The following is a 17,938-nucleotide window of genomic DNA, read 5'->3' on the forward strand; positions in this document are numbered from 1 at the left end:
CGTCAGCCGAGCGCAATTGTGAAGGACCACTCTCGCAGCGCAGGGTTGCGCGCGGCGAACGACCCGAGCACGGCCACGCGATCGTCAGCAGGCAGGTCCCGCAACGTGATCGCCACCTCGCCGCAGTACCTCCCCGCCGACGCCAACTGCACGGTGACCGACCCCGCGGGCCTCGGCTGCCCACCCATCTCGGGCAACGGCAACCCGGCGAACCGCTCCCGCGAGTGTTCGAGCCGGATCATGGCCTCAGCAGCATCAGGCCGGTTCCCGTCGGGAACCCCCAACGCTTCGATGACCAAAGGGTGCACGCCCGGCGCCGCAGTACCGTCGAGCACGACGACATCATCACGGACGAACGATCCCAATCTCGACCACGAGTGATCGGTCAGCGCCGGATCTCCGACGTACACGTCGTCTACGCCGGCATCGACGAGCGCGACTGCCTGGAACAACGGCGGCATGGTGCGGTGGTCCTCGACGGTGGGCAGCCCCTCGCCGAGCGGCCCACGCCGCACGGAGTCCCCAGCGATGAACGCCCCGACGCGCCAGCCGAACTGCCGAGCAAGGGTGACCGACGCCGCGACCGAGGACAACGCCAGCCCGGTCCACTCCCGCGGGTAGAAGTTGTGGATCAGTTCGACGTCAAGTTCCGCGAACGGCGCCAGGTCGGCGGCCCGCAGCGTGCTCGCGTTGAGGGCGATCGGCAGGACGGCGGCGATCGAGAGGATCTCAGGGACCGAGAACCCGAAGTCGATCCGGACCCGCGCCACTCCGATCGACCGCAGGAACTCCCATGGCGAATCCCCGAGCAACCGTGCGGTATTGGGGGAGACGTCCGCGACGACCGACAACCCCGAGGACGCAGCAGCCGACACGATCGCGGTCGCAGCGGCGCGGGCGCCCGAAGGCGAGTCCTCCGGAATGTGGAACGAGGTGAACGCGAGTGTCGCACCCGCGGCCGCGGTGGCCTCGAAGTTCGGACCAGCCAGCGGACCATGCGCCAGGTACGCGCTCGCGCCGAACCGCATCAGCGCGCAGCGCCCACGGAGTCAGCCGGCGTGACCTGCACGTCGAGCGGCGCGTCCGGCGCGACGGGGTCGCCGGACGGCACTGACGACTGCGCCTCGAGGTCGGCCCGCACCGACGCGGACACCCCGAACAACAACGTCGCCACGAACCCCACGACGTACGCCACCATGAGCCCCGACCCGTACCCGAGCAACGCCCAGCCGTAGCCAGACGACCCGTTCAACAGCGGGATGAGCGACAGGTCTGAGGCGCCGATGGCGATCGCCCCGACGGAGTGCCCGAGCTGGTCGAACAGCCCGACGACGCCGCCACCGAACGCACCGCCAATGCACGCGGTGATGAACGGCCGCCCGAGGGGCAGCGTCACGCCGTAGATCAGGGGCTCGCCGACACCGAGGAACCCGGCCGGCAGCGCACCGCGGATGGTCCGCACCAACGAGGCGTTCGAACGGAACCGCACCCACAACGCGATGCACGCACCGATCTGCCCGGCGCCACCCATCGCCAGCACGGGCAGCAGCACGGTCCACCCGGTCTGGTCGATCAGGGTGGTGTGGATCGGGATGAGCCCCTGGTGCATGCCGGTCATGACGAGGGGCAGGAAGAGCCCTCCGAGCACGAAGCCGGCGAAGGCCCCACCGTTGGCGAGGAGCCAGGTCGCAGCAGTACCGATCGCGACCGAGACGACACCGGCAACAGACATGAGCACACCGAGCGTGATCGAACCGGCGACGAGGACGGTCACGGTCGGCACGACGATGAGCGCGATGACGTCCGGAGTCACGCGCCGCATGAAGCGTTCGACGTACGCGGCGAGGATGCCACCGGCCAGTGCACCGAGCACACCGCCCTGCCCGGGAGCCAGGGTCTCGCCGAACACGGTCACGTTCGCGACGCCGGCCGCGACGATGATGCCGCCGACCGCGCCACCGAGGATGGGCGTGCCGCCGAACTCCTTCGCGGCGTTCATCCCGACGAAAACGGCGAGCAGCGACAGGAAGCCGGACGAGAGCACGCCGAGGAACGGCGTCACCCCGGGTACCCACCCCAGGTTCGTCAGGATGCCGTTGATCCCGGCGATCAGCCCGCAGGCGATCAGCGCGGGGATGAGCGGGATGAAGATCGCGGAGATCTTCCGGATCGCGCGCATGGTGCGGCCGTCGGAGCGGGACCGCGCGGAGGCCTTGATCGACGCGCCGCGAGCGGCGAGCTCCTCAGGCGACGAACCAGACGCACCAGACCCACCAGCCGCAGCTGACGGGGCGGCCGCGCGCAGGGCCTCCAGGTCGTCGGCCACGCGGTCGACGAGACCCGGGCCGAGCACGATCTGCAGGTTCGAGCCGGCCGCGATGGCGGCCATGACGCCGTCAGTGGCCTGCAGCGCAGGCAGATCGACCGACGCGGGAGACGAAACCTCGACGCGCAGTCGGGTCATGCAGTTCTCGACGTCGGCGATGTTCGCGGAACCGCCGACGGCGTCGAGGATCTGCTGGGCGAGTTGCTGTGCATCGGGCATTGCTGTGCTCCTCGGGGGAAGGAATCGAGCGGAAGGAAAGCGGGGAAGGGGGCGTCTACAGCACGGCGCGCAGGGAACCGTCGGCGGCGACGAGGCGCTCACGGGCCGAAGCAGCCGAGGCACCGGTGAGGATCACGGCGATGGCGGTCTTCACCTCGCCGTCCGAGGCCTCCAGCGCCGCCTGGACCTCGGCGGAAGGCGCGCCGGTGACGTCCTGCACGAGCGAGAACGCCCGCGCGACGAGCTTCGCGTTCGTCGCCTGCACGTCGACCATGCGGTTGCCGTACGTCTTGTGGCTGCGCACCATCGCGAGCGTGGTGAGCATGTTGAGCACGAGCTTCTGCGCGGTGCCCGCCTTCAGGCGGGTCGAGCCGGCGATGAACTCGGGGCCGACGACGACGTCGATGGCGATGTCCGCCTCCCGCCCCGCGGCCGAGTCGGGGTTGCACGCGACGGAGACCGACAGGGCGGAGCGGCGACGGGCCTCCAGGATGGCTGCGATCACGTAGGGCGTCCTGCCGGACGCGCTGATCCCGACGACCACGTCGTCGGCCGTCAGGCCGAGCTCGTCGAGGTCGCGGACGGCCGCTGCTTCGTCGTCCTCCGCGCCCTCGACGGCGGTGGTCAGGGCGATGTCGCCGCCGGCGATGAGCCCCACTACCTGGCTCGGGTCGGTGCCGAAGGTGGGCGGGCACTCGCTGGCGTCGAGGACGCCGAGCCGGCCCGGCGTGCCAGCGCCGACGTAGACGAGTCTGCCGCCGCGCGCGAACGCTGTGGCGATCGAGTCTGCCGCCAGGGCGATGGCCGGGAGGCACGGCTCCAGTGCCGCAGGCACGCTGCGGTCGCCGGCGTTCATGCGCTGGGCGGCTTCCAGCGTGGAGATCGTGTCGATGTCGTCCAGTGAGTGGTCGGTCGCCTCGGTGGTGAGGGCGGCGAGCTCGTCGCGGAGGGCGTCGTGGGTTTCGTGCGTCTGGTTCATGGTGATGCTCAGTTCCGGTGGTGGGTGCGGACGGCGTCGCGGCTGCGGGCGAGGAGCGGCTGGGACCGTTCGTCGGTGCGCTGCGCGACGACGATGAAGAGGGCGTCGACGATGGCGAGTTGGCTCATGCGGCTGCCCATGGCGGCGGGGCGGAGGGCGCTCTCGGCACCGGCGACGCCGAGCAGGACGTGGTGGGCCGCGGTGGCGAGCGGAGCGTTGGCGTGGCCGGTGATGGCGACGATCGTCGACTGCTGGGCTGCGGCGGCGTGGGCGACCTCGAGGGTCTCGGTGGTCGAGCCCGAGTGGCTGACGAGCACCAGGACGTCGTGCTCACCGATGACGCTCGCGAGGGTCAGGGCGTTGTGCGGGTCGTCGGCGATCGAGCTCACGATGCCGATGCGCTCGAGCTTGAGGTGCAGGTCCCGCGCGACGATGCCGCTCGCGCCGACGCCGTACAGGACGACGCGGCGGGCGCTGCTCACTGCTGCGGCCGCTGCTTCGAGCGCGTGCGGGTCGAGCGCGGCTCGGGTGTCGGCCATCACGGCGCGGACGTCCTCGGTGACCTTCGCGATGACGGTGGCGACGTCGTCGTCGACGGCGACCCCGGCGTGGATCTCGGTGTGCTCGCGCTCGTGGATGCCCCGTTCGACGGCCCGGGTCATGCTGCGCTGCAGGCCGGCGAAGTTCGCGAAGCCGAGGTGCTGGGCGAAGCGGGAGACGGTGGCGGGGGAGACGCCCGCGCGGCCGGCGAGTTCGGCGGCGTTCGTGGTGGCTGCGGCTGCCGGGTCCTCGAGGACGGCGTCGGCGATGGCGCGCATGCTCGACGGCATCGTGGCCGACTGGGTGCGGACGAGGGCGAAGGCGTCGGCGCGCTCGACCCGGTCGGGCCGCTCGGTGATCGTCATCCCGCTATGAAAGCGTCTTTCGTGCGCGAGCGCCAGGGGTGAAAGTAAATTGCGTGTTACGCGTGGTCGGGTGGTTGCGCGGCGGGGCTCGCGCGTTCAGTGAGCAGAAAACGTCGAGTCGCCGGAGCGGACTCGACGTCTTCTGCTCCCTCGATGAGCGGTGGACGCGAACCCGGGCGGTCGTGCTCGTCAGGCCTGCGCGGCCGGGGATGCCACGACAGTCGCCACCCGCAGGTACCGCCGCGACCGACGAACCGCTCGCAGCAGGATCGGCGTCATGATCAGTGCGGTGATGAGCAGTGCTGCGCAGAGGAACCGGGGGAACGCCGAGCCGGAGACGTCCTCGTCCGCGAGCATCGGGAACTGGGCGCCAGCGATGCCGAGGTAGAGCAGGAGGAACTGCGCGAGGGCGAGCGGCTGGTAGGTGGAGAGCAGTCGAGCATGCTCGCGTGCCCGGAGGGCGAGGTCGGACTCGGGTGGCTGGATCGGGCTGCCGGTCTTGATCGCTTGCGTCACCATGCGTTTGCCGGCAGGGGAGAGCCCCGCCGTTGTGGCCTGCATCGCGGTCGACATCCCGATGGTCGTGGCGAGGATCGAGAAGGTACCGGTCAGACCTCCGACGGATGCGCCGAAGCCGACGACGGTGAGGACTGCGACGGCGCCCGACTCGGTCGTGGCCAGCAGCCCGCCGATGACCGCGCCGACGACGGTTCCGATCAGTGCGAGCAGGGTCGTCCGTCGCCAGGCGCGGCGTGCTGTCAGTTCGAGTTCCCCCATGCCTCCACCCTACGAGCGGATCGCCGTGTACCGCGTCGCCGGCTTCCCCGGCCCGTCCGCCCGCTTCGTGTCCGTCGCGACCAGCTTCGGCAGCATCGCTCGCCGGAACGAGTCCGGCAGCAGGCGCTCGCCGAGGACCGCCTCGTGCAGCTGCCGCAACTCCGACATCGTGAACGGCTCATCGAGCAGCCCGTGTGGATCCGGGGCATCGCTGTAGACGGACCGGAGCCGAGTGACCGCGAACTCGAGGATGTCGTCGTGCCCGTGCACCATCCCGAGCGCCTCGGCCACCGGCGACAGTCGCACCTGGGGCTCGTCCAGGTCCAGAGCACGAGCCGGCACCACGTCGAGGTGCGCCACCGACAGCACCCACCCACGGTCGTCCCGCGCCGGATCGTCGAACACGTGCAACTGCTTCGGCGCGAGCCCCGTCACGCCCGCCTTCGTGGAGAGTGACCGCAAGACGGCCGAAGCCAGCCGCTCACCCTCGTGCACGAACGTCCCCGGCAGTCGCCAGTCGCCCTCGGTGGCATCGCGGACCTGCACGACGGACAGTGGTCCGCCCGCGGGGACGGTCAGCACCGCGGTGTCCACGGCGACGGAGGGTCTCGGGTAGTCCGTCAGGCGTCGGCCGCTCGCGTCGCGGTACTCGTCGGTCATGCGGGTGAGTTTACGCACACTTGCGCAAACGTGACGAGTGGGGCAGGATCGGTTTTACGCAATATCGCGCAAACCCGATCCGGAGGTCCACATGACCACCACGCAGATCCACGACCGAGCAGTCGGTGCCGTCCTCGGCTCCGCCGCCGGCGACGCCCTCGGCGCCGGGTACGAGTTCCGACCGGCAGTGCCCGAGCCGACCCCGATCACGATGACCGGCGGCGGCTCCTTCGGCTGGGCGCCGGGGGAGTGGACCGACGACACGAGCATGGCCGTTCCGATCCTCCGCACGGTCGCCCGCGGCGGCGACCCTGCGTCGGAGCCAGCCCTTGACGGCCTGGTGGCCGCCTGGGCAGCGTGGTCGGTCAACGCGCCCGACGTCGGCATCCAGACGCGCAACGTCCTGGCCGGTCTGGAGGCGCGGGTCGCCTCCGTCGCGAGGGCTGCGGCCCGCCAGGAGCACGAGTACAAGGGCCGCTCCGCCGGCAACGGGTCGCTCATGCGCACCGCACCGTTGGTGCTCGCCTACCTGCACGGCGACGTCGGCGAAGAGGAACGGCTCGCCTCGGCGGCTCGCGCGATCAGCGACCTGACGCACTACGAGTCCGACGCGGGGGACGCGTGCGTGCTATGGTGCGTGGCGATCCGGCACGCGGTGCTGACCGGCGAGCTCGACCTCCTGCGTGGCATCGACCTGCTCGACCTCGACCGTCGCCGACTGTGGGTGGACCGGATCGTCACGGCCGAGCACTCGCAGCCCGTTGACTTCACGGAGTCGAACGGGTGGGTGGTGTCCGCGCTGCAGGCCGCCTACGCCGCGGTGCGCCAGAGTTCCTCGCTCGAGGACGCCCTGGTCCGCGCAGTCCGCACCGGCAACGACACCGACACCGTCGCCGCGATCGCCGGCGGGCTCGCGGGTGCGCTGTACGGCGCATCGACGCTGCCGGCCCAGTGGCGCGAACTGCTGCACGGCTGGCCGAACCTGCGCGCCGACGATCTCGTCGCGCTCAGTGAGCAGGCGCTCGCCGTCTGACCGGCCCGGCGTCGGAGGCTGCCGTGGGGGGAGCCTCCGCCGTCGGGCCGGTCGTGCTCGTGGGGCCGGCCCACCGCTCTGGAATCGACCACGTCGGCAGCGCGTGTGGCGGGGCGGAGGCGGGTCGGGCCTCCCGGTCGTCCGCCGTCAGGCGATGCCGCGTCGCGGACGGAAGACGCCCGCGCGGACCAGCCACACGTAGAGCAGGCAGCCGATGCAGACGTCGAACACGGCGTTGAGGAAGGCTGCGATCAGGGCGACCGCGGCGCCGATCGGTGCCGCGTAGGGCACGCCGAACAGGGCGAGGAGCAGCGCCACAGCGGTGACGAACAGGCCGACCTGCTGGGCGAAGGTCGGAGGTTCAGGAGCCTCGAGCTCGGCGGGCGGGGCGAGCCTCGGCCGGACGAAGCGACGGAAGAGCGCGCCGTACGGGTGGCGGCGGATGCCGGCGATGCCGCCGACTGCGAAGAGCGCCACGATGACGGCGAGCAGGACGATGCCGACGACCCACGTCGCGGGGATCAGCGTCAGGACGATCGTCAGGGCGAGCAGGACCGTGGTGATCGCGGCGCCGAAGCGTGGGGAGCGCGGGTCGATGCCGCGGTCGGTGTCGGTCGTGGTGGTCATCGGGACTCCTGGGTGCCGGTGGTTCCTGAGGTGCCTGTGCTGCCGGTGGTCAGGACGGCGTCGAGGGCTGCGACGAGCTCCGGTGGGCGGGGTGGGCCCCCGAAGCGGGTGTGGACCGAGCGGTCGGCGTCGAGCAGCAGGACCGTCGGCGTCTGCATCACGTCGAAACGCCGGGCGAGCTCGGGATGTTCGGCCAGGTCAACCTCGATGCGGCGAACGCCCTCGTGCTGGTCAGCGACGACGGCGAGCTGACGCCGGGTGGCCGGGCACCGCGCACAGGTCGGCGTGGAGAACTGGACGAACGTGGCGGCGGTGCCGTAGTCGGTGTCGAGTGCGAGGCCGTCTGCGTCCGGCCTCGTCGACGCGGCGGTGCCCGCCGATCGGGCTCGACCGGTCCGGTGGCGGAGCAGGAGACCGAGGCCCGTCGCGAGCGCAAGGACCCCCACGAGCACAGCCACTGCGGTTCCGACGGTCACACGGAGACCGTACGCCCGGCCGACGAACTGCTGTCGAACGTGAACGGATGTGACGCCGAGGTGTGCGCGTCGCGCCGGGCTCGGTGCGGGCTCAGTCCTCGGGGAGCGTGCGGACCCACTGCTCGAACGCGGCGGCGTCGTCTTCGCTGAAGACGGCGGAAGGCCGCGACTCGTTCTTCGCCGAGTGCAGGAACAGCGTGCCGTCGGCCATCCCCGGCGTCGCGTCGTCGAGGATGGACGACTTCGCCGCGACGCCCTTCCTGGTGAGGAAGGTCAGCTGTTCGCCGTTCGCCGATTCCGCTATCGCCGCTTCACCGTCGAAGAACGAGGCGAGCTCCATCACCAGCAACGCGGTGGCCCCGTCCTGCGTGGTGAGGGCGACGGCCGGCTTCGTCCGACTCTTGCCGAAGGGGTGCTCGACGGCCGTGGCCGTGACTCCCGAGCCGGTCCACGGTCGCACGTCGGTCAGGGGGAGCCTGGCGGCGACCCGCGCTGCGGGTCGTTTCGGCGGGAGGGCGGCCTGGAACAGCAACGTCCCGATCACGACCGCGAGGAACCAGGCGTACGGCGAGAACGTCTTCGTCGCGATGAGGACGAGGAAGCCACCGAGGAACCCCGCCCCGACCAGGTTCGGCCACCACCTCGATTCCTGACGCAGGCCGAGCGGCCACACCACGGCGCCGTACACGAGTCCGACGACCGTGGGGACCCAGAAGGCCGAGGGGTGGATGACGCCGGCGTGGAAGTGCAGCCAGACGTCCGCGCCCGCCATGACGACCGCCATGATGACGAAGAAGACGCGCTGTGCGCGACGGTCCCGCTCGCGAGTGCTCAGTGCGGTCATGTCGTTCCCCCGTGGTGCTCGTTCCCCGTGCTGCTCAGTCAAGCAGATCGCGCGGTCATGGTCCCACCGCTCGGGCCGTGGTCTGTGGTCTTGGTTCGGGCCTCGCCCGGACCGACCTCTGCTTTGCTTGAACAGACGTACTGTTCGAGGCAACATGCCACCGATCGGCGGGGCTGGTCGGAACGCGGCACACGCTCGAACGGGGTGCCGCAGTGCGGCCGCACACAGCCGAACCGGAACGCACCGTGCTCACACCCGTCGGAGCAGCCGGGCGACGGTGCCCTGCAACAGCAACAGCAGCGCCCAGAGCAGGCCGATGCTCGGGAACACCACCGACAGGATCAGGGCGAGCGACAGCAGGCCCGCGGCGATGAGCCCTCGCGCCGAGTCGCCCAGCGGTGTGGCGAGCAACTCTGGGTTCCGTCGGAGCACGAGTTCGATGCCGGTGAGGGCCAAGCTCGTCACGACCATGCTGCCGAGGTAGAGGGCGTGCGCCACGCGGTCGTCGTTCTCGCCGCTGTTGAGCAGGTTCGCGGCGAAGGGCAGGAACACGATGCTGATGAGCCAGACGAAGTTCAGCTGCATGACCCGGGCGTTGTAGGAGCGGACGTGCTCGAAGACCTGGTGGTGGAGGATCCAGAACCGCGAGATCAACCAGAACGTGATGAGGAACTCGAGCAGGGCGGGCCAGTGCTCCCGGAGGAGGTCGCCGGCGCTCTCGCCCGAGGACATCTCGCTCGCGATGTCGACCAGCGGCAGGATCAGGAGCGTGATCGCGATGGCGACCGTGGCGTCCGAGAAGTTGACGAGTCGGTCGAGGCCGCGGTCCGTTCGAGCGTGCTCGGTCATGGCCCGAGTGTAGGAGCGCTTAGTGTCGGGGCGTGAGCGACGACGTGACTCCTGGCCGGTACCGCCACTTCAAGGGCAACGACTACGAGGTGCTGCTGGTCGCCCGTGACGTCGAGACCGAGGAACCGGTCGTCGTCTACCAGGCGTTGTACGGGGAGCGGGGACACTGGGTCCGCTCGCTCGCTGACTTCACGGCGCACGTCACCCGCGACGGGTACGACGGCCCGCGGTTCGTGCCGGCACGGAGAGCAGACTCGTCAGATTTGTCATATCAGTCAGTACATTGATATACCTTGCAGTGGCAACCAGAGCGGTTGTCTGACTGAGAGGGGGGTGTGCAGTGCAGCACACCATGAAGCAAATGCTGGTTGTCGCCGCGGTCGCCGCGGTGGTCTCACCGTTGCTGGCAGCTGGCCCGGCGGTCGCGGCCGAACCTGACCCATCGTCGGCCGTTCCCGACAACGTGGTCGTCGACCCGACTTTCGACCCCGCGAACGCGACCCGGGTCGACGAGGATGGGAAACTCGATCAGCCGGAAGAATCCCTGCCATGACCGCGCGTTCGCGGCGATCCCGAAGATGCTCACGTCCGTGTCGGGGTGCAGCATCATCGGGTCGAGCACGAAGACGAAGGTCACGTACAGCTGGTACCGCGACCGAGGCCGGGTCGGGGTCTGCGTGTGGAGCAAGGGCTTCAACGCTCGTGCGCAGACGACGTGGACCGCGTCGGGATGCGGGACCGGTCGCCGTGGCGTGGTCATCAACTGGGGCAACGTTGCGGCATCGAAGCAGATCCGGGGAATGACTGCTTCGGGCGTCGCGGGCGTGCAGTGGGGCTGATCGCGACACGTCGGCGCAGGCGCTCGCTCATCTGGGTGGGCGCTTGCGCCGTCGCGGTCGCCGCGACCGGGTGCGGTGCTCCCGACTCGACGACGACCCGAACGCCCCGGACCACCACGACCGTTCGCCCGGCGACGGAAAGCGCCCGGATCATCGAGACCGTTTCGCAGCAGCGTCTTGCCGATGTGCTCATTGCGGGGCTCCCCTGTGAGGACCGGGACGACTACCAGGACGACTTGACGTTCTGGGACTCGATGCGTGGCTACGACTGCGTGGACGCGGCCGACACGGTCTCCGTTCGTGTGTACGGCAGCAGCCGGTCCGTCGACCAGATCCTCCCGTCATGGGCTGACGCTCTCGTGGACGGACGCGGAGCCCGGCGCGGCGTGAACTGGTTCGTCGTCGGACCACGCGATCTGATCTCCCAGGTCGATCCGCCTCGCGAGGATCCCGAGGTGCGGTCGTCGTCGACATCCGCCCCTGCCCCGACGGCGCAGCAGGAGTTCCTGACCAACTGCTCCCAGTACACGTTCGACGAGGCCGTCCGTGCGATCCGCGGTGAGCGGGTGACGGAGACGGACGGTGCGTACTACGACCGGGCGTTCTCTGGCGTCGGCGAAGCCGTGCGAGCGTCGTTGGACCAGCGTGATCTCGCGCTCCTCCGTGCGGAGGACGACGAGGCGCGATGGCCATCGATGCTGTCCGAGCGCGGCCCCGCGTGGAAACAGGTGTGTCGAACAGCCATGTCACGGCACGACGACCTGTTCCGGTCCGGAGCGGAGGACTGATGCGCGTTGTGTCGATCGGACGAAGCGCCGGGGCGCTCGGGGCTCTCGGAGTGACGATCCAGGCAGCCGATGACTTCACCCGCACCTTCTTCGAGAGTCCGATGGCCAGCTCGTCCGCCGTGTTGGCGGGTGCGAGCATCGTGCTGCTGCTGATCGGGGGCGTGCTCAGCTGGCGTGGAGACCGGCTCGTGTGCTGGACGCTCGGTGCCCTGGCTGTTCAGGTGGTTGGTCGCATGGCTGTCGATGTGGAACCAATGGCCGTGTACTGGTCGGTGTCGGTTGCGCACATGCTCGGGCCGGTCCTCGCGCTCGCCATCGGCGTGGTGATCGCCCGTCGGGCCGGTTCCACGGCACTGCGGCGTCTCGGGTGCATCATCGGGATCGCCGCGGGCTGCTGGATGCTCGCGAGTTGGACGCAGGTGCCGTTGCTGCTCGTTCCGCTGACGCGCGCCGTCACGGACGGCTGTCTGCTCGCCGTGGTCGCTTGGCCTGCCGTCCTTGAGGCCGGTCGGCTGGCGCGCCGCCTTTGGGACTCCGCGGAGGTGCGCTGACGCCGGCCGCTGCCGTCTGACCGCGCGCGGCGCCGGTGTCGGCGGGCGGCCCTAGGCTCGCAGGGCACCAGAGAGCAAGGGGGAGCGCATGCAGATCGGCGTCGACGGGCACGTGCTGCTCAGCCCGAGTGACCTCAGCACGTGGTCGGCCTGCGAATGGGCGTTCCTGCGCCGACTCGACGTCAAGCTCGGTCGCGGGAAACCCCTGCCGGAGTCGCACGACGACATGCTCGAGCGCACCGCCCGCTTGGGGGACCAGCACGAGCTCGACTACCTCGACATCCTCAAGGACACGCGGAACGTCGTCGAGTTCGACCGCCCAGCCCCGCCGGACTACGCACGCGCCGCAGCCGAAGCGCGACAGGCCTTCGCCGACGGCGCCGACGTCCTGTACCAGCCGACGTTCCACGCGGCGCCCACGGCGGGCAGCCCGGGCTTCATCGGCTTCGCGGACTTCATCATCCGCAACGACCAGGGCGAGTACGAGGTCTACGACACCAAGCTCGCCCGGCACGCCAAGATCTCCGCCCTGCTGCAGCTCGCCGCCTACGCCGAGCAGATGCAGGCACACGGCATCCCCACCGGGGCGCAGGTGCACCTGGTGCTCGGCGACCGGACGACGACCACGCACGACCTCGCCGACATCGCGCCGGTGTACCGCACGCAGCGCGCCGAACTGCAGCGCGTGATCGCCGAGCGGATCACTGCCGACGCCGAACTGCAGTGGGGCGACCCGCGGTACTCCAGCTGCGGGCGCTGCGCCATCTGCTCGACCCAGGTGGCCGAGCACCGCGACCTCGTCCTCGTCGCGGGCATGCGCCTCGACCAGCGGGCGAAGCTCATCAAGCACGAGGTGCGGACGATCGACGACCTGGCGGTCCGCACCCGGGCAGTGCCGGGCTTGTCCCGCGCGACGCAGGATCGGCTGGTGCGCCAGGCGAGCCTCCAGATCGAGACGGAGACCGCCCGACGGAACGGCGCCGACGGGCCGGACCAGCCTGTGAAGCCGCGCTTCGAAGTCCTCGATGCCCGCGCGCTCGACGCGATCCCGGCACCCGACGCCGGCGACGTGTTCTTCGACTTCGAAGGCGACCCGCTGCACACCGAGGACGGCGTGCACTGGGGACTCGACTACCTGTTCGGCTTGGTCGACGACCGCGCGGAGTTCACCTCGTTCTGGGCGCACACGATCCGCGACGAGCGAGTTGCGCTGGAGCAGTTCCTCGCGTTCATCGAGGCTCGTCGGCAGCAGTACCCGGGCATGCACATCTACCACTACGCCGCCTACGAGCGGACGCACCTGCTGTCGCTCGCCGCCCGGCACGGGGTCGGTGAAGAGGCCGTCGACGACCTGCTGCGCGCTGGCGTCCTGGTCGACCTGTACCCGATCGTGCGGAAGGCGCTGGTCGTCGGCAGCCACAGCTACTCGATCAAGAAGCTCGAGCCGCTCTACATGGGCGACGACCTGCGGCTCAGCGATGTGACGAACGCGGCCGACAGCATCACCGCCTACGTCGACGCGATCGAGGAACTCCGCAACGGGGACCCCGCCGCCGGCCAGCACATGCTCGACGAGGTCGCCGACTACAACGCCTACGACTGCCGCTCGACCCTGCGCCTGCGCGATTGGCTCCGGTCGCTGCGCACCGACGACCCGGACGCAGCGGATCCGGCACTCGAACTCGAGGTCCCGCCGATCCCGGTCGAGCGCGAGCCGAACCCGGTGTACGTCGCGCTCGCGTCACACCTGGAGGACGTCGACGCCCTCGACCGCACGCCCGACGAGACCGCGTTGGCGCTCGCCGCAGCTGCGATCGACTACCACCGGCGCGAGGCGAAGACCTTCTGGCAGGACCACTTCGACCGCCTGCGCAACCCGGTCGACGACTGGGCCGACACCCGCGACGTCCTCGTCGTGGAGCGCGCGTCCGTCGAGCGAGACTGGGACACGCTGCCGCGTGCCCGCTCGCAGTCGCGAGAGCTCCGGTTGTCGGGAACGCTCGCGCCCGGTTCGCGGCTCCGGCCGGGAGGCACGCCCCACCTCGTCTACGACGACCCGCTTCCGCCGTCGGTCGTGTCTCCGGGCCCCGGGTCGAAGGGCGCGTCCTCCCGCGCCGTGATCGTGGACGTGTGGGACAACGGCGACGCCGTCGAGGTGCTCGTGAAGGAGGGCCTGCCCGTCGGGGCGGAACCGCACCACGACTTCCCGGTCGCGCTCGCGCCGTCGGCACCGCCCCGCGCGAAGCCGCAGCCCGAGGCGATCGCCGAGTGGGGGCAGCAGGTCCTCGACGAGCTGCCCTCGATGGTGGCGGACCCGGCCTTCGACCTGCTGCGTCGGGTGCCGCCGCGCGGTGCGATCGTGCCCGTGCAGGGCGACGACACGGTGTCCGCCGTGGTGGCGACGCTGCTCGGCCTCGACCACTCGTACTTGGCGATCCAGGGGCCTCCCGGCACGGGCAAGACCTACGTCGGGTCGAACGTCGTCGCACGGCTCGTCCGCGAGTACGGCTGGCGGGTCGGGGTCGTCGGGCAGTCCCACGCGACGTCGGAGAACTTCCTGTCCTCGGTCGTGAACGCCGGCGTGCCCGCGGACCGGGTCGTGAAGGTGCCGAAGTCCGGTGCGACCGAGGACGAACTCGACGCCGCCGCGTGGACGCCCGTGAAGAACGGTGCTGCCGTCGCCGCGTTCCTGTCCTCGTGCGAGGCCTCCGGCACCGGCGGCGTCGTCGGCGGGACCGCGTGGACGTTCGCGAACGCGTCGACGATCGAGCGCCGCTCCCTCGACCTGCTCGTCGTCGACGAAGCCGGGCAGTTCTCGCTCGCGCCGACCATCGCGTCCTCGATCGCCGCGACCCGACTCCTGCTGTTGGGGGACCCGCAGCAGCTCCCGCAGGTCTCGCAGGGCTCGCACCCGGAGCCCGTCGACGAGTCGGCGCTGGGCTGGCTGGCCGACGGCGAGCACGTCCTGCCGCCGGAGTTCGGCTACTTCCTGGCCCGCACCCGGCGCATGGAGCCGGCGCTCACCGAGTCCGTGTCGGCGTTGTCCTACGACGGGCAGCTCGCGTCGATGGTGTCCGGTCGGCACCTTGACGGCATCGACGCGGGCGTGCACCCCGTGCCGGTCGTGCACGCGGGCAACACGACCTCGTCACCGGAGGAAGCCGCCCGCGTGGTGGCCCTCGTCGGCGATGTCGTCGGGCGGACCTGGACCGACGGCTCGGACGCTCGCGCCCTGACCGACGAGGACGTCATCGTCGTCGCCCCGTACAACGCGCAGGGTGCCCTGATCCGTCAGGAGCTCGACCGTGCAGGCTTCACCGGCACCCAGGTCGGCACGGTCGACCTGTTCCAGGGCCGCGAGGCCGTCGTGTCGATCGTGTCCCTTGCAGCGTCGAGTGCAGCCGACATCCCGCGCGGGCTGGACTTCCTGCTCATGCCGAACCGGCTGAACGTGGCGATCTCGCGGGCGAAGTGGGCGGCGTACCTCGTGCACTCGCCGGCGCTCACCACGGGGCTGCCGCCGTCGATCGCCGGGCTGTCGCTGCTGTCCCGCTTCATCGAGCTCGTCGAGCCCCGGCACTGACCGGCGTGCGTCAGCCCGATTCGACCGTGCCGACCGTGGAGCTGTAGGTCGCGACGGCACCGAACTCGGCGCCGATGATCGTGACGGACCACGCGGAGCCGTCCGGTGCGACCGAGTAGAGCACGCGGGCGCCGTCCGGGACGGCAGCGAGCCCGGTGCCGTCCGGCAGCAGGATCCGCTCCGGCGCGCTCATCCCGACCGACAGCGACGGTGGGAACGGACCGGTCCCGAACGACTGCTTCATGACGAAGGCGAGCGTTCCGGCGCTCTGCACGACGGCCGACCGCTCGGTGTCGGCAGTCGTCGCCGCCGGTGGCAGGGCGGGTGCTGGGGCCACTGCTGGCGCTGCGGTCTCCGCCGGTGCGGCGGGTGCCGACCGTTGCGGAACCACCGTCGCGTCGATGGAGGTGCTCCGGCTGTCGAGGGGGAGCGAGAGCGCCGGCAGGTGGACGCCGGAACCGGCCAAGGCCGACCCGATGACCGCGTACGCCATGAGCGCCGTCCCGACGCTGCCGAGGATCGCCCCTCCGCGACCGAACGCTCGCGAAGCAGCCGATCCCCATCGTGCGGTCTTGACGGCCTGCACGCCGAACACGATCGCCGAGATGCCGATGGTCGACACGATGAATCCTGTCTGGATCCCCGACTGTTGCGGCTCGACGAGTGCGACGACCACGCTGCCGGCACCGAGCAGCATGGAGAGCGTCGCGAAGGCCCAGGGCCTCGTCCGCCTGCGTGGCGTCGCGTTCAGCAGCGGCGATGGTGCGTGGAGTGTCGGCAGCCTGCGCGCACCACTTCGCGAGGGCCCTGACGAGTACTCCGGAGGGGACCAATCTCGTGGTCCAGGCCCGCCCAACGGCATCGTCGTTCCCCCGTCCGTTCAGTACGACGAACCCATCCTGGTGGTCGACGCGGAGGTGAGCGATCCCCAGAACTGGGTTGACGGGCTGGCCACGGCTGAACCCTGCGGGCCGGTACGATCACGGGTTCCCGGCGCTTGATTGGTATGCCTATTCTAGCGTTCGTCGAATGACGACGGCATGCCGCCGGCACCTGCCCCCGCACTCGCTCGGAAGGGGCCTCAGTCGTCGGCCGTCGGGACGCCACCCTGCATCTGCACCCGCATCTGGGCGAGGACGTCGGCGTGCAGGAAGTTCGCCGCCTCGGCACTCGTCGGGTCGACCACGATGCCGAACTCCTGGGGCAGCGCGGCCACGAGCTCGGACATCGGAACCGGACGCCCCTCGGCGTCGGGCAGGCCAGCGGCGAGTTCGGCGGGGTCGGTGAAGACGGGCACGAACGGCTTGTCACGGATCATGACGTGGGCGACGCTGCCCGCCTCCGGAGTCCCCGACGGCTTCCACGGGACCCACGCCGCGCTGCGCAGGAAGCCCGCCGGCGAGGCTGCCATCCGGCGGCGGAGTTCGGCGGCCGCGGTGGGCGGGGTCTTGTCGACGCCTCGGCCGAAGGCGGATCCGTTCGTCTCGTCGTTGCTCACGCCGACCATGCTGTCACGCTGGACGGACACGCCGGGGCCGAGCCGCGCCTCCAGGCCGTCACCCGGCGCACGAGGAGGTGCGCCGGGCGTCGGACCGGTGCGGCTCAGTACGCGGCCGACTGCCCGCCGTCGATCGGGACGACCGTCGCGTTGACGTAGGACGCGTCATCGGACAGCAGGAACGCGACGACGGCGGCGATCTCGGGGGCTTCGCCGTAGCGCTTCGTCGGGTTGACCTGGATGAACTCCTCGGCGGCCTTGCGGGGGTTCTCCGCATCGAGCTGCTTCATCGAGTTCTCGACCATCGGCGTCCAGATGGCTCCGGGGGCGATGGCGTTGATGCGGATGCCGTAGCGGCCGTACTCGACGGCGGAGTTGCGGGTCAGGCCGACGACGCCGTGCTTGGCGGCGGCGTACCCGGACTGGTTGCCGATGCCGCGGATGCCGCCGACGCTCGCGGTGTTCACGACCATGCCGGAGCCCTGCTCACGCATGACCTTGAGGACCTTCTCGAGGCCGAGGAACACGCCACGCAGGTTGATCGACACGACCTTGTCGAACTCGGCGGCGGTGAACGACTCGGTGGGGTTCTGCTTGCCCTCGATGCCGGCGTTGTTGAAGAAGCCGTCGATGCGGCCGAAGCGCTCGATGGTGGCTGCGACGTAGGCGTCGACCTGGGCCTCGTCGGAGACGTCGGCGACGGTGGTCAGGACCTGGGCGTCGGGGGTGGCCTCGAGCACGGCGGCCTTCGAGGACTCGAGTCCCTGCTCGGAGACGTCGACGAGGGAGAGCGCAGCGCCCTCGGCTGCCAGGCGGACGGCGGTTGCACGTCCGAGGCCGGAGCCGCCGCCGGTGATGAGGACGACGCGGTCGGCGAAGCGGGACGTGCTGGTGGTGGTTTCGGGCATGGGGAGGCCTCCTGAGGTCTTCGACGATGAATTCTCTTTAGGCTACACCTGTCGTTTTGCAGGGTGTGCTGGCGAC

At 70.5% G+C, this 17,938-nt stretch carries 19 protein-coding genes; 5 read left to right on the forward strand and 14 right to left on the reverse strand.

Going from position 1 to position 17,938, the window contains the following annotated elements:
• Positions 1–2: 2 nt before the first annotated feature.
• The 6 genes from ACIPV1_RS00185 to ACIPV1_RS00210 all read right to left on the reverse strand — a co-directional run bounded on the left by ACIPV1_RS00185 (position 3) and on the right by ACIPV1_RS00210 (position 5,866).
• A complete protein-coding gene (locus tag ACIPV1_RS00185) occupies positions 3–1,028 on the reverse strand; it encodes a MupG family TIM beta-alpha barrel fold protein (RefSeq protein ID WP_402725516.1) in 1,026 nt (341 codons plus the stop codon).
• The gene (locus tag ACIPV1_RS00190) at positions 1,028–2,545 is read right to left on the reverse strand and encodes a PTS transporter subunit EIIC (protein ID WP_402725517.1); all 1,518 of its coding nucleotides are present in this window, start codon (positions 2,543–2,545) and stop codon (positions 1,028–1,030) included. The genes ACIPV1_RS00185 and ACIPV1_RS00190 overlap by 1 nt, the downstream gene beginning before the upstream one ends.
• 55 nt (positions 2,546–2,600) lie before the next feature.
• Positions 2,601–3,524 carry an N-acetylmuramic acid 6-phosphate etherase gene (gene murQ / locus ACIPV1_RS00195; protein ID WP_402725518.1) on the reverse strand — a complete coding sequence of 308 codons (924 nt, stop codon included), beginning with the start codon at positions 3,522–3,524 and terminating at the stop codon, positions 2,601–2,603.
• 8 nt (positions 3,525–3,532) lie between these two features.
• Positions 3,533–4,429 carry a MurR/RpiR family transcriptional regulator gene (locus ACIPV1_RS00200; RefSeq protein WP_402725519.1) on the reverse strand — a complete coding sequence of 299 codons (897 nt, stop codon included), beginning with the start codon at positions 4,427–4,429 and terminating at the stop codon, positions 3,533–3,535.
• A 189-nt stretch (positions 4,430–4,618) separates the two neighbouring features.
• The gene (locus ACIPV1_RS00205) at positions 4,619–5,206 is read right to left on the reverse strand and encodes a hypothetical protein (protein WP_402725520.1); all 588 of its coding nucleotides are present in this window, start codon (positions 5,204–5,206) and stop codon (positions 4,619–4,621) included.
• A 9-nt stretch (positions 5,207–5,215) separates the two neighbouring features.
• Positions 5,216–5,866, reverse strand: coding sequence for an NrtR DNA-binding winged helix domain-containing protein (locus ACIPV1_RS00210; RefSeq protein WP_402725521.1), 651 nt, complete (start codon positions 5,864–5,866; stop codon positions 5,216–5,218).
• Between the two features lie 91 nt (positions 5,867–5,957).
• Here ACIPV1_RS00210 and ACIPV1_RS00215 point away from each other — a divergent pair, with 91 nt between their 5' ends.
• Complete coding sequence (locus ACIPV1_RS00215; RefSeq protein WP_402725522.1) at positions 5,958–6,899, forward strand: ADP-ribosylglycohydrolase family protein; 942 nt, start codon at positions 5,958–5,960, stop codon at positions 6,897–6,899.
• Positions 6,900–7,046: 147 nt separating this feature from the next.
• Here ACIPV1_RS00215 and ACIPV1_RS00220 read toward each other — a convergent pair whose 3' ends face one another.
• The 4 genes from ACIPV1_RS00220 to ACIPV1_RS00235 form a co-directional block, all read right to left on the reverse strand.
• Entirely contained in the window at positions 7,047–7,526 is a 480-nt protein-coding gene (locus ACIPV1_RS00220; protein ID WP_402725523.1) for a DUF4395 domain-containing protein, read from the reverse strand.
• Positions 7,523–8,002, reverse strand: coding sequence for a co-chaperone YbbN (locus ACIPV1_RS00225; protein WP_194673272.1), 480 nt, complete (start codon positions 8,000–8,002; stop codon positions 7,523–7,525). Before ACIPV1_RS00225 ends, ACIPV1_RS00220 begins: the two co-directional genes overlap by 4 nt.
• A 91-nt stretch (positions 8,003–8,093) precedes the next feature.
• Positions 8,094–8,846: a hypothetical protein gene (locus ACIPV1_RS00230; protein WP_402725524.1), complete on the reverse strand. Its 753-nt coding sequence runs from the start codon at positions 8,844–8,846 to the stop codon at positions 8,094–8,096.
• A 249-nt stretch (positions 8,847–9,095) separates the two neighbouring features.
• Positions 9,096–9,695 carry a TMEM175 family protein gene (locus ACIPV1_RS00235; RefSeq protein WP_123939279.1) on the reverse strand — a complete coding sequence of 200 codons (600 nt, stop codon included), beginning with the start codon at positions 9,693–9,695 and terminating at the stop codon, positions 9,096–9,098.
• Between the two features lie 32 nt (positions 9,696–9,727).
• Between ACIPV1_RS00235 and ACIPV1_RS00240 the strand changes: the two genes are divergently transcribed.
• Positions 9,728–9,982 carry a DUF1653 domain-containing protein gene (locus tag ACIPV1_RS00240; RefSeq protein WP_402725525.1) on the forward strand — a complete coding sequence of 85 codons (255 nt, stop codon included), beginning with the start codon at positions 9,728–9,730 and terminating at the stop codon, positions 9,980–9,982.
• A 107-nt stretch (positions 9,983–10,089) separates the two neighbouring features.
• On the opposite strand, the gene ACIPV1_RS00245 is transcribed toward ACIPV1_RS00240, so the two are convergent.
• The gene (locus ACIPV1_RS00245) at positions 10,090–10,332 is read right to left on the reverse strand and encodes a hypothetical protein (protein WP_402725526.1); all 243 of its coding nucleotides are present in this window, start codon (positions 10,330–10,332) and stop codon (positions 10,090–10,092) included.
• 78 nt (positions 10,333–10,410) lie between these two features.
• Between ACIPV1_RS00245 and ACIPV1_RS00250 the strand changes: the two genes are divergently transcribed.
• The 3 genes from ACIPV1_RS00250 to ACIPV1_RS00260 all read left to right on the forward strand — a co-directional run bounded on the left by ACIPV1_RS00250 (position 10,411) and on the right by ACIPV1_RS00260 (position 15,456).
• The gene (locus tag ACIPV1_RS00250) at positions 10,411–11,322 is read left to right on the forward strand and encodes a hypothetical protein (protein ID WP_194673274.1); all 912 of its coding nucleotides are present in this window, start codon (positions 10,411–10,413) and stop codon (positions 11,320–11,322) included.
• A 50-nt stretch (positions 11,323–11,372) separates the two neighbouring features.
• The gene (locus ACIPV1_RS00255) at positions 11,373–11,873 is read left to right on the forward strand and encodes a hypothetical protein (protein WP_132100626.1); all 501 of its coding nucleotides are present in this window, start codon (positions 11,373–11,375) and stop codon (positions 11,871–11,873) included.
• An 88-nt stretch (positions 11,874–11,961) separates the two neighbouring features.
• Positions 11,962–15,456 (forward strand): TM0106 family RecB-like putative nuclease, encoded by a 3,495-nt coding sequence (locus tag ACIPV1_RS00260; protein ID WP_402725527.1) that lies wholly within the window; start codon positions 11,962–11,964, stop codon positions 15,454–15,456.
• A 10-nt stretch (positions 15,457–15,466) separates the two neighbouring features.
• Here the strand turns inward: ACIPV1_RS00260 and ACIPV1_RS00265 are convergent, their stop codons facing one another.
• From ACIPV1_RS00265 to ACIPV1_RS00275, 3 genes are all read right to left on the reverse strand, one after another.
• The gene (locus ACIPV1_RS00265; RefSeq protein WP_402725528.1) at positions 15,467–16,153 is read right to left on the reverse strand and encodes a hypothetical protein; all 687 of its coding nucleotides are present in this window, start codon (positions 16,151–16,153) and stop codon (positions 15,467–15,469) included.
• 384 nt (positions 16,154–16,537) lie between these two features.
• A complete protein-coding gene (locus ACIPV1_RS00270; RefSeq protein ID WP_402725529.1) occupies positions 16,538–16,954 on the reverse strand; it encodes an SseB family protein in 417 nt (138 codons plus the stop codon).
• A 104-nt stretch (positions 16,955–17,058) separates the two neighbouring features.
• Positions 17,059–17,862 (reverse strand): SDR family oxidoreductase, encoded by an 804-nt coding sequence (locus ACIPV1_RS00275; RefSeq protein WP_132100622.1) that lies wholly within the window; start codon positions 17,860–17,862, stop codon positions 17,059–17,061.
• Between the last annotated feature and the right edge of the window lie 76 nt (positions 17,863–17,938).

The organism is Curtobacterium sp. NPDC089991 (assembly GCF_044748425.1).
Classification (GTDB): Bacteria; Actinomycetota; Actinomycetes; order Actinomycetales; family Microbacteriaceae; genus Curtobacterium.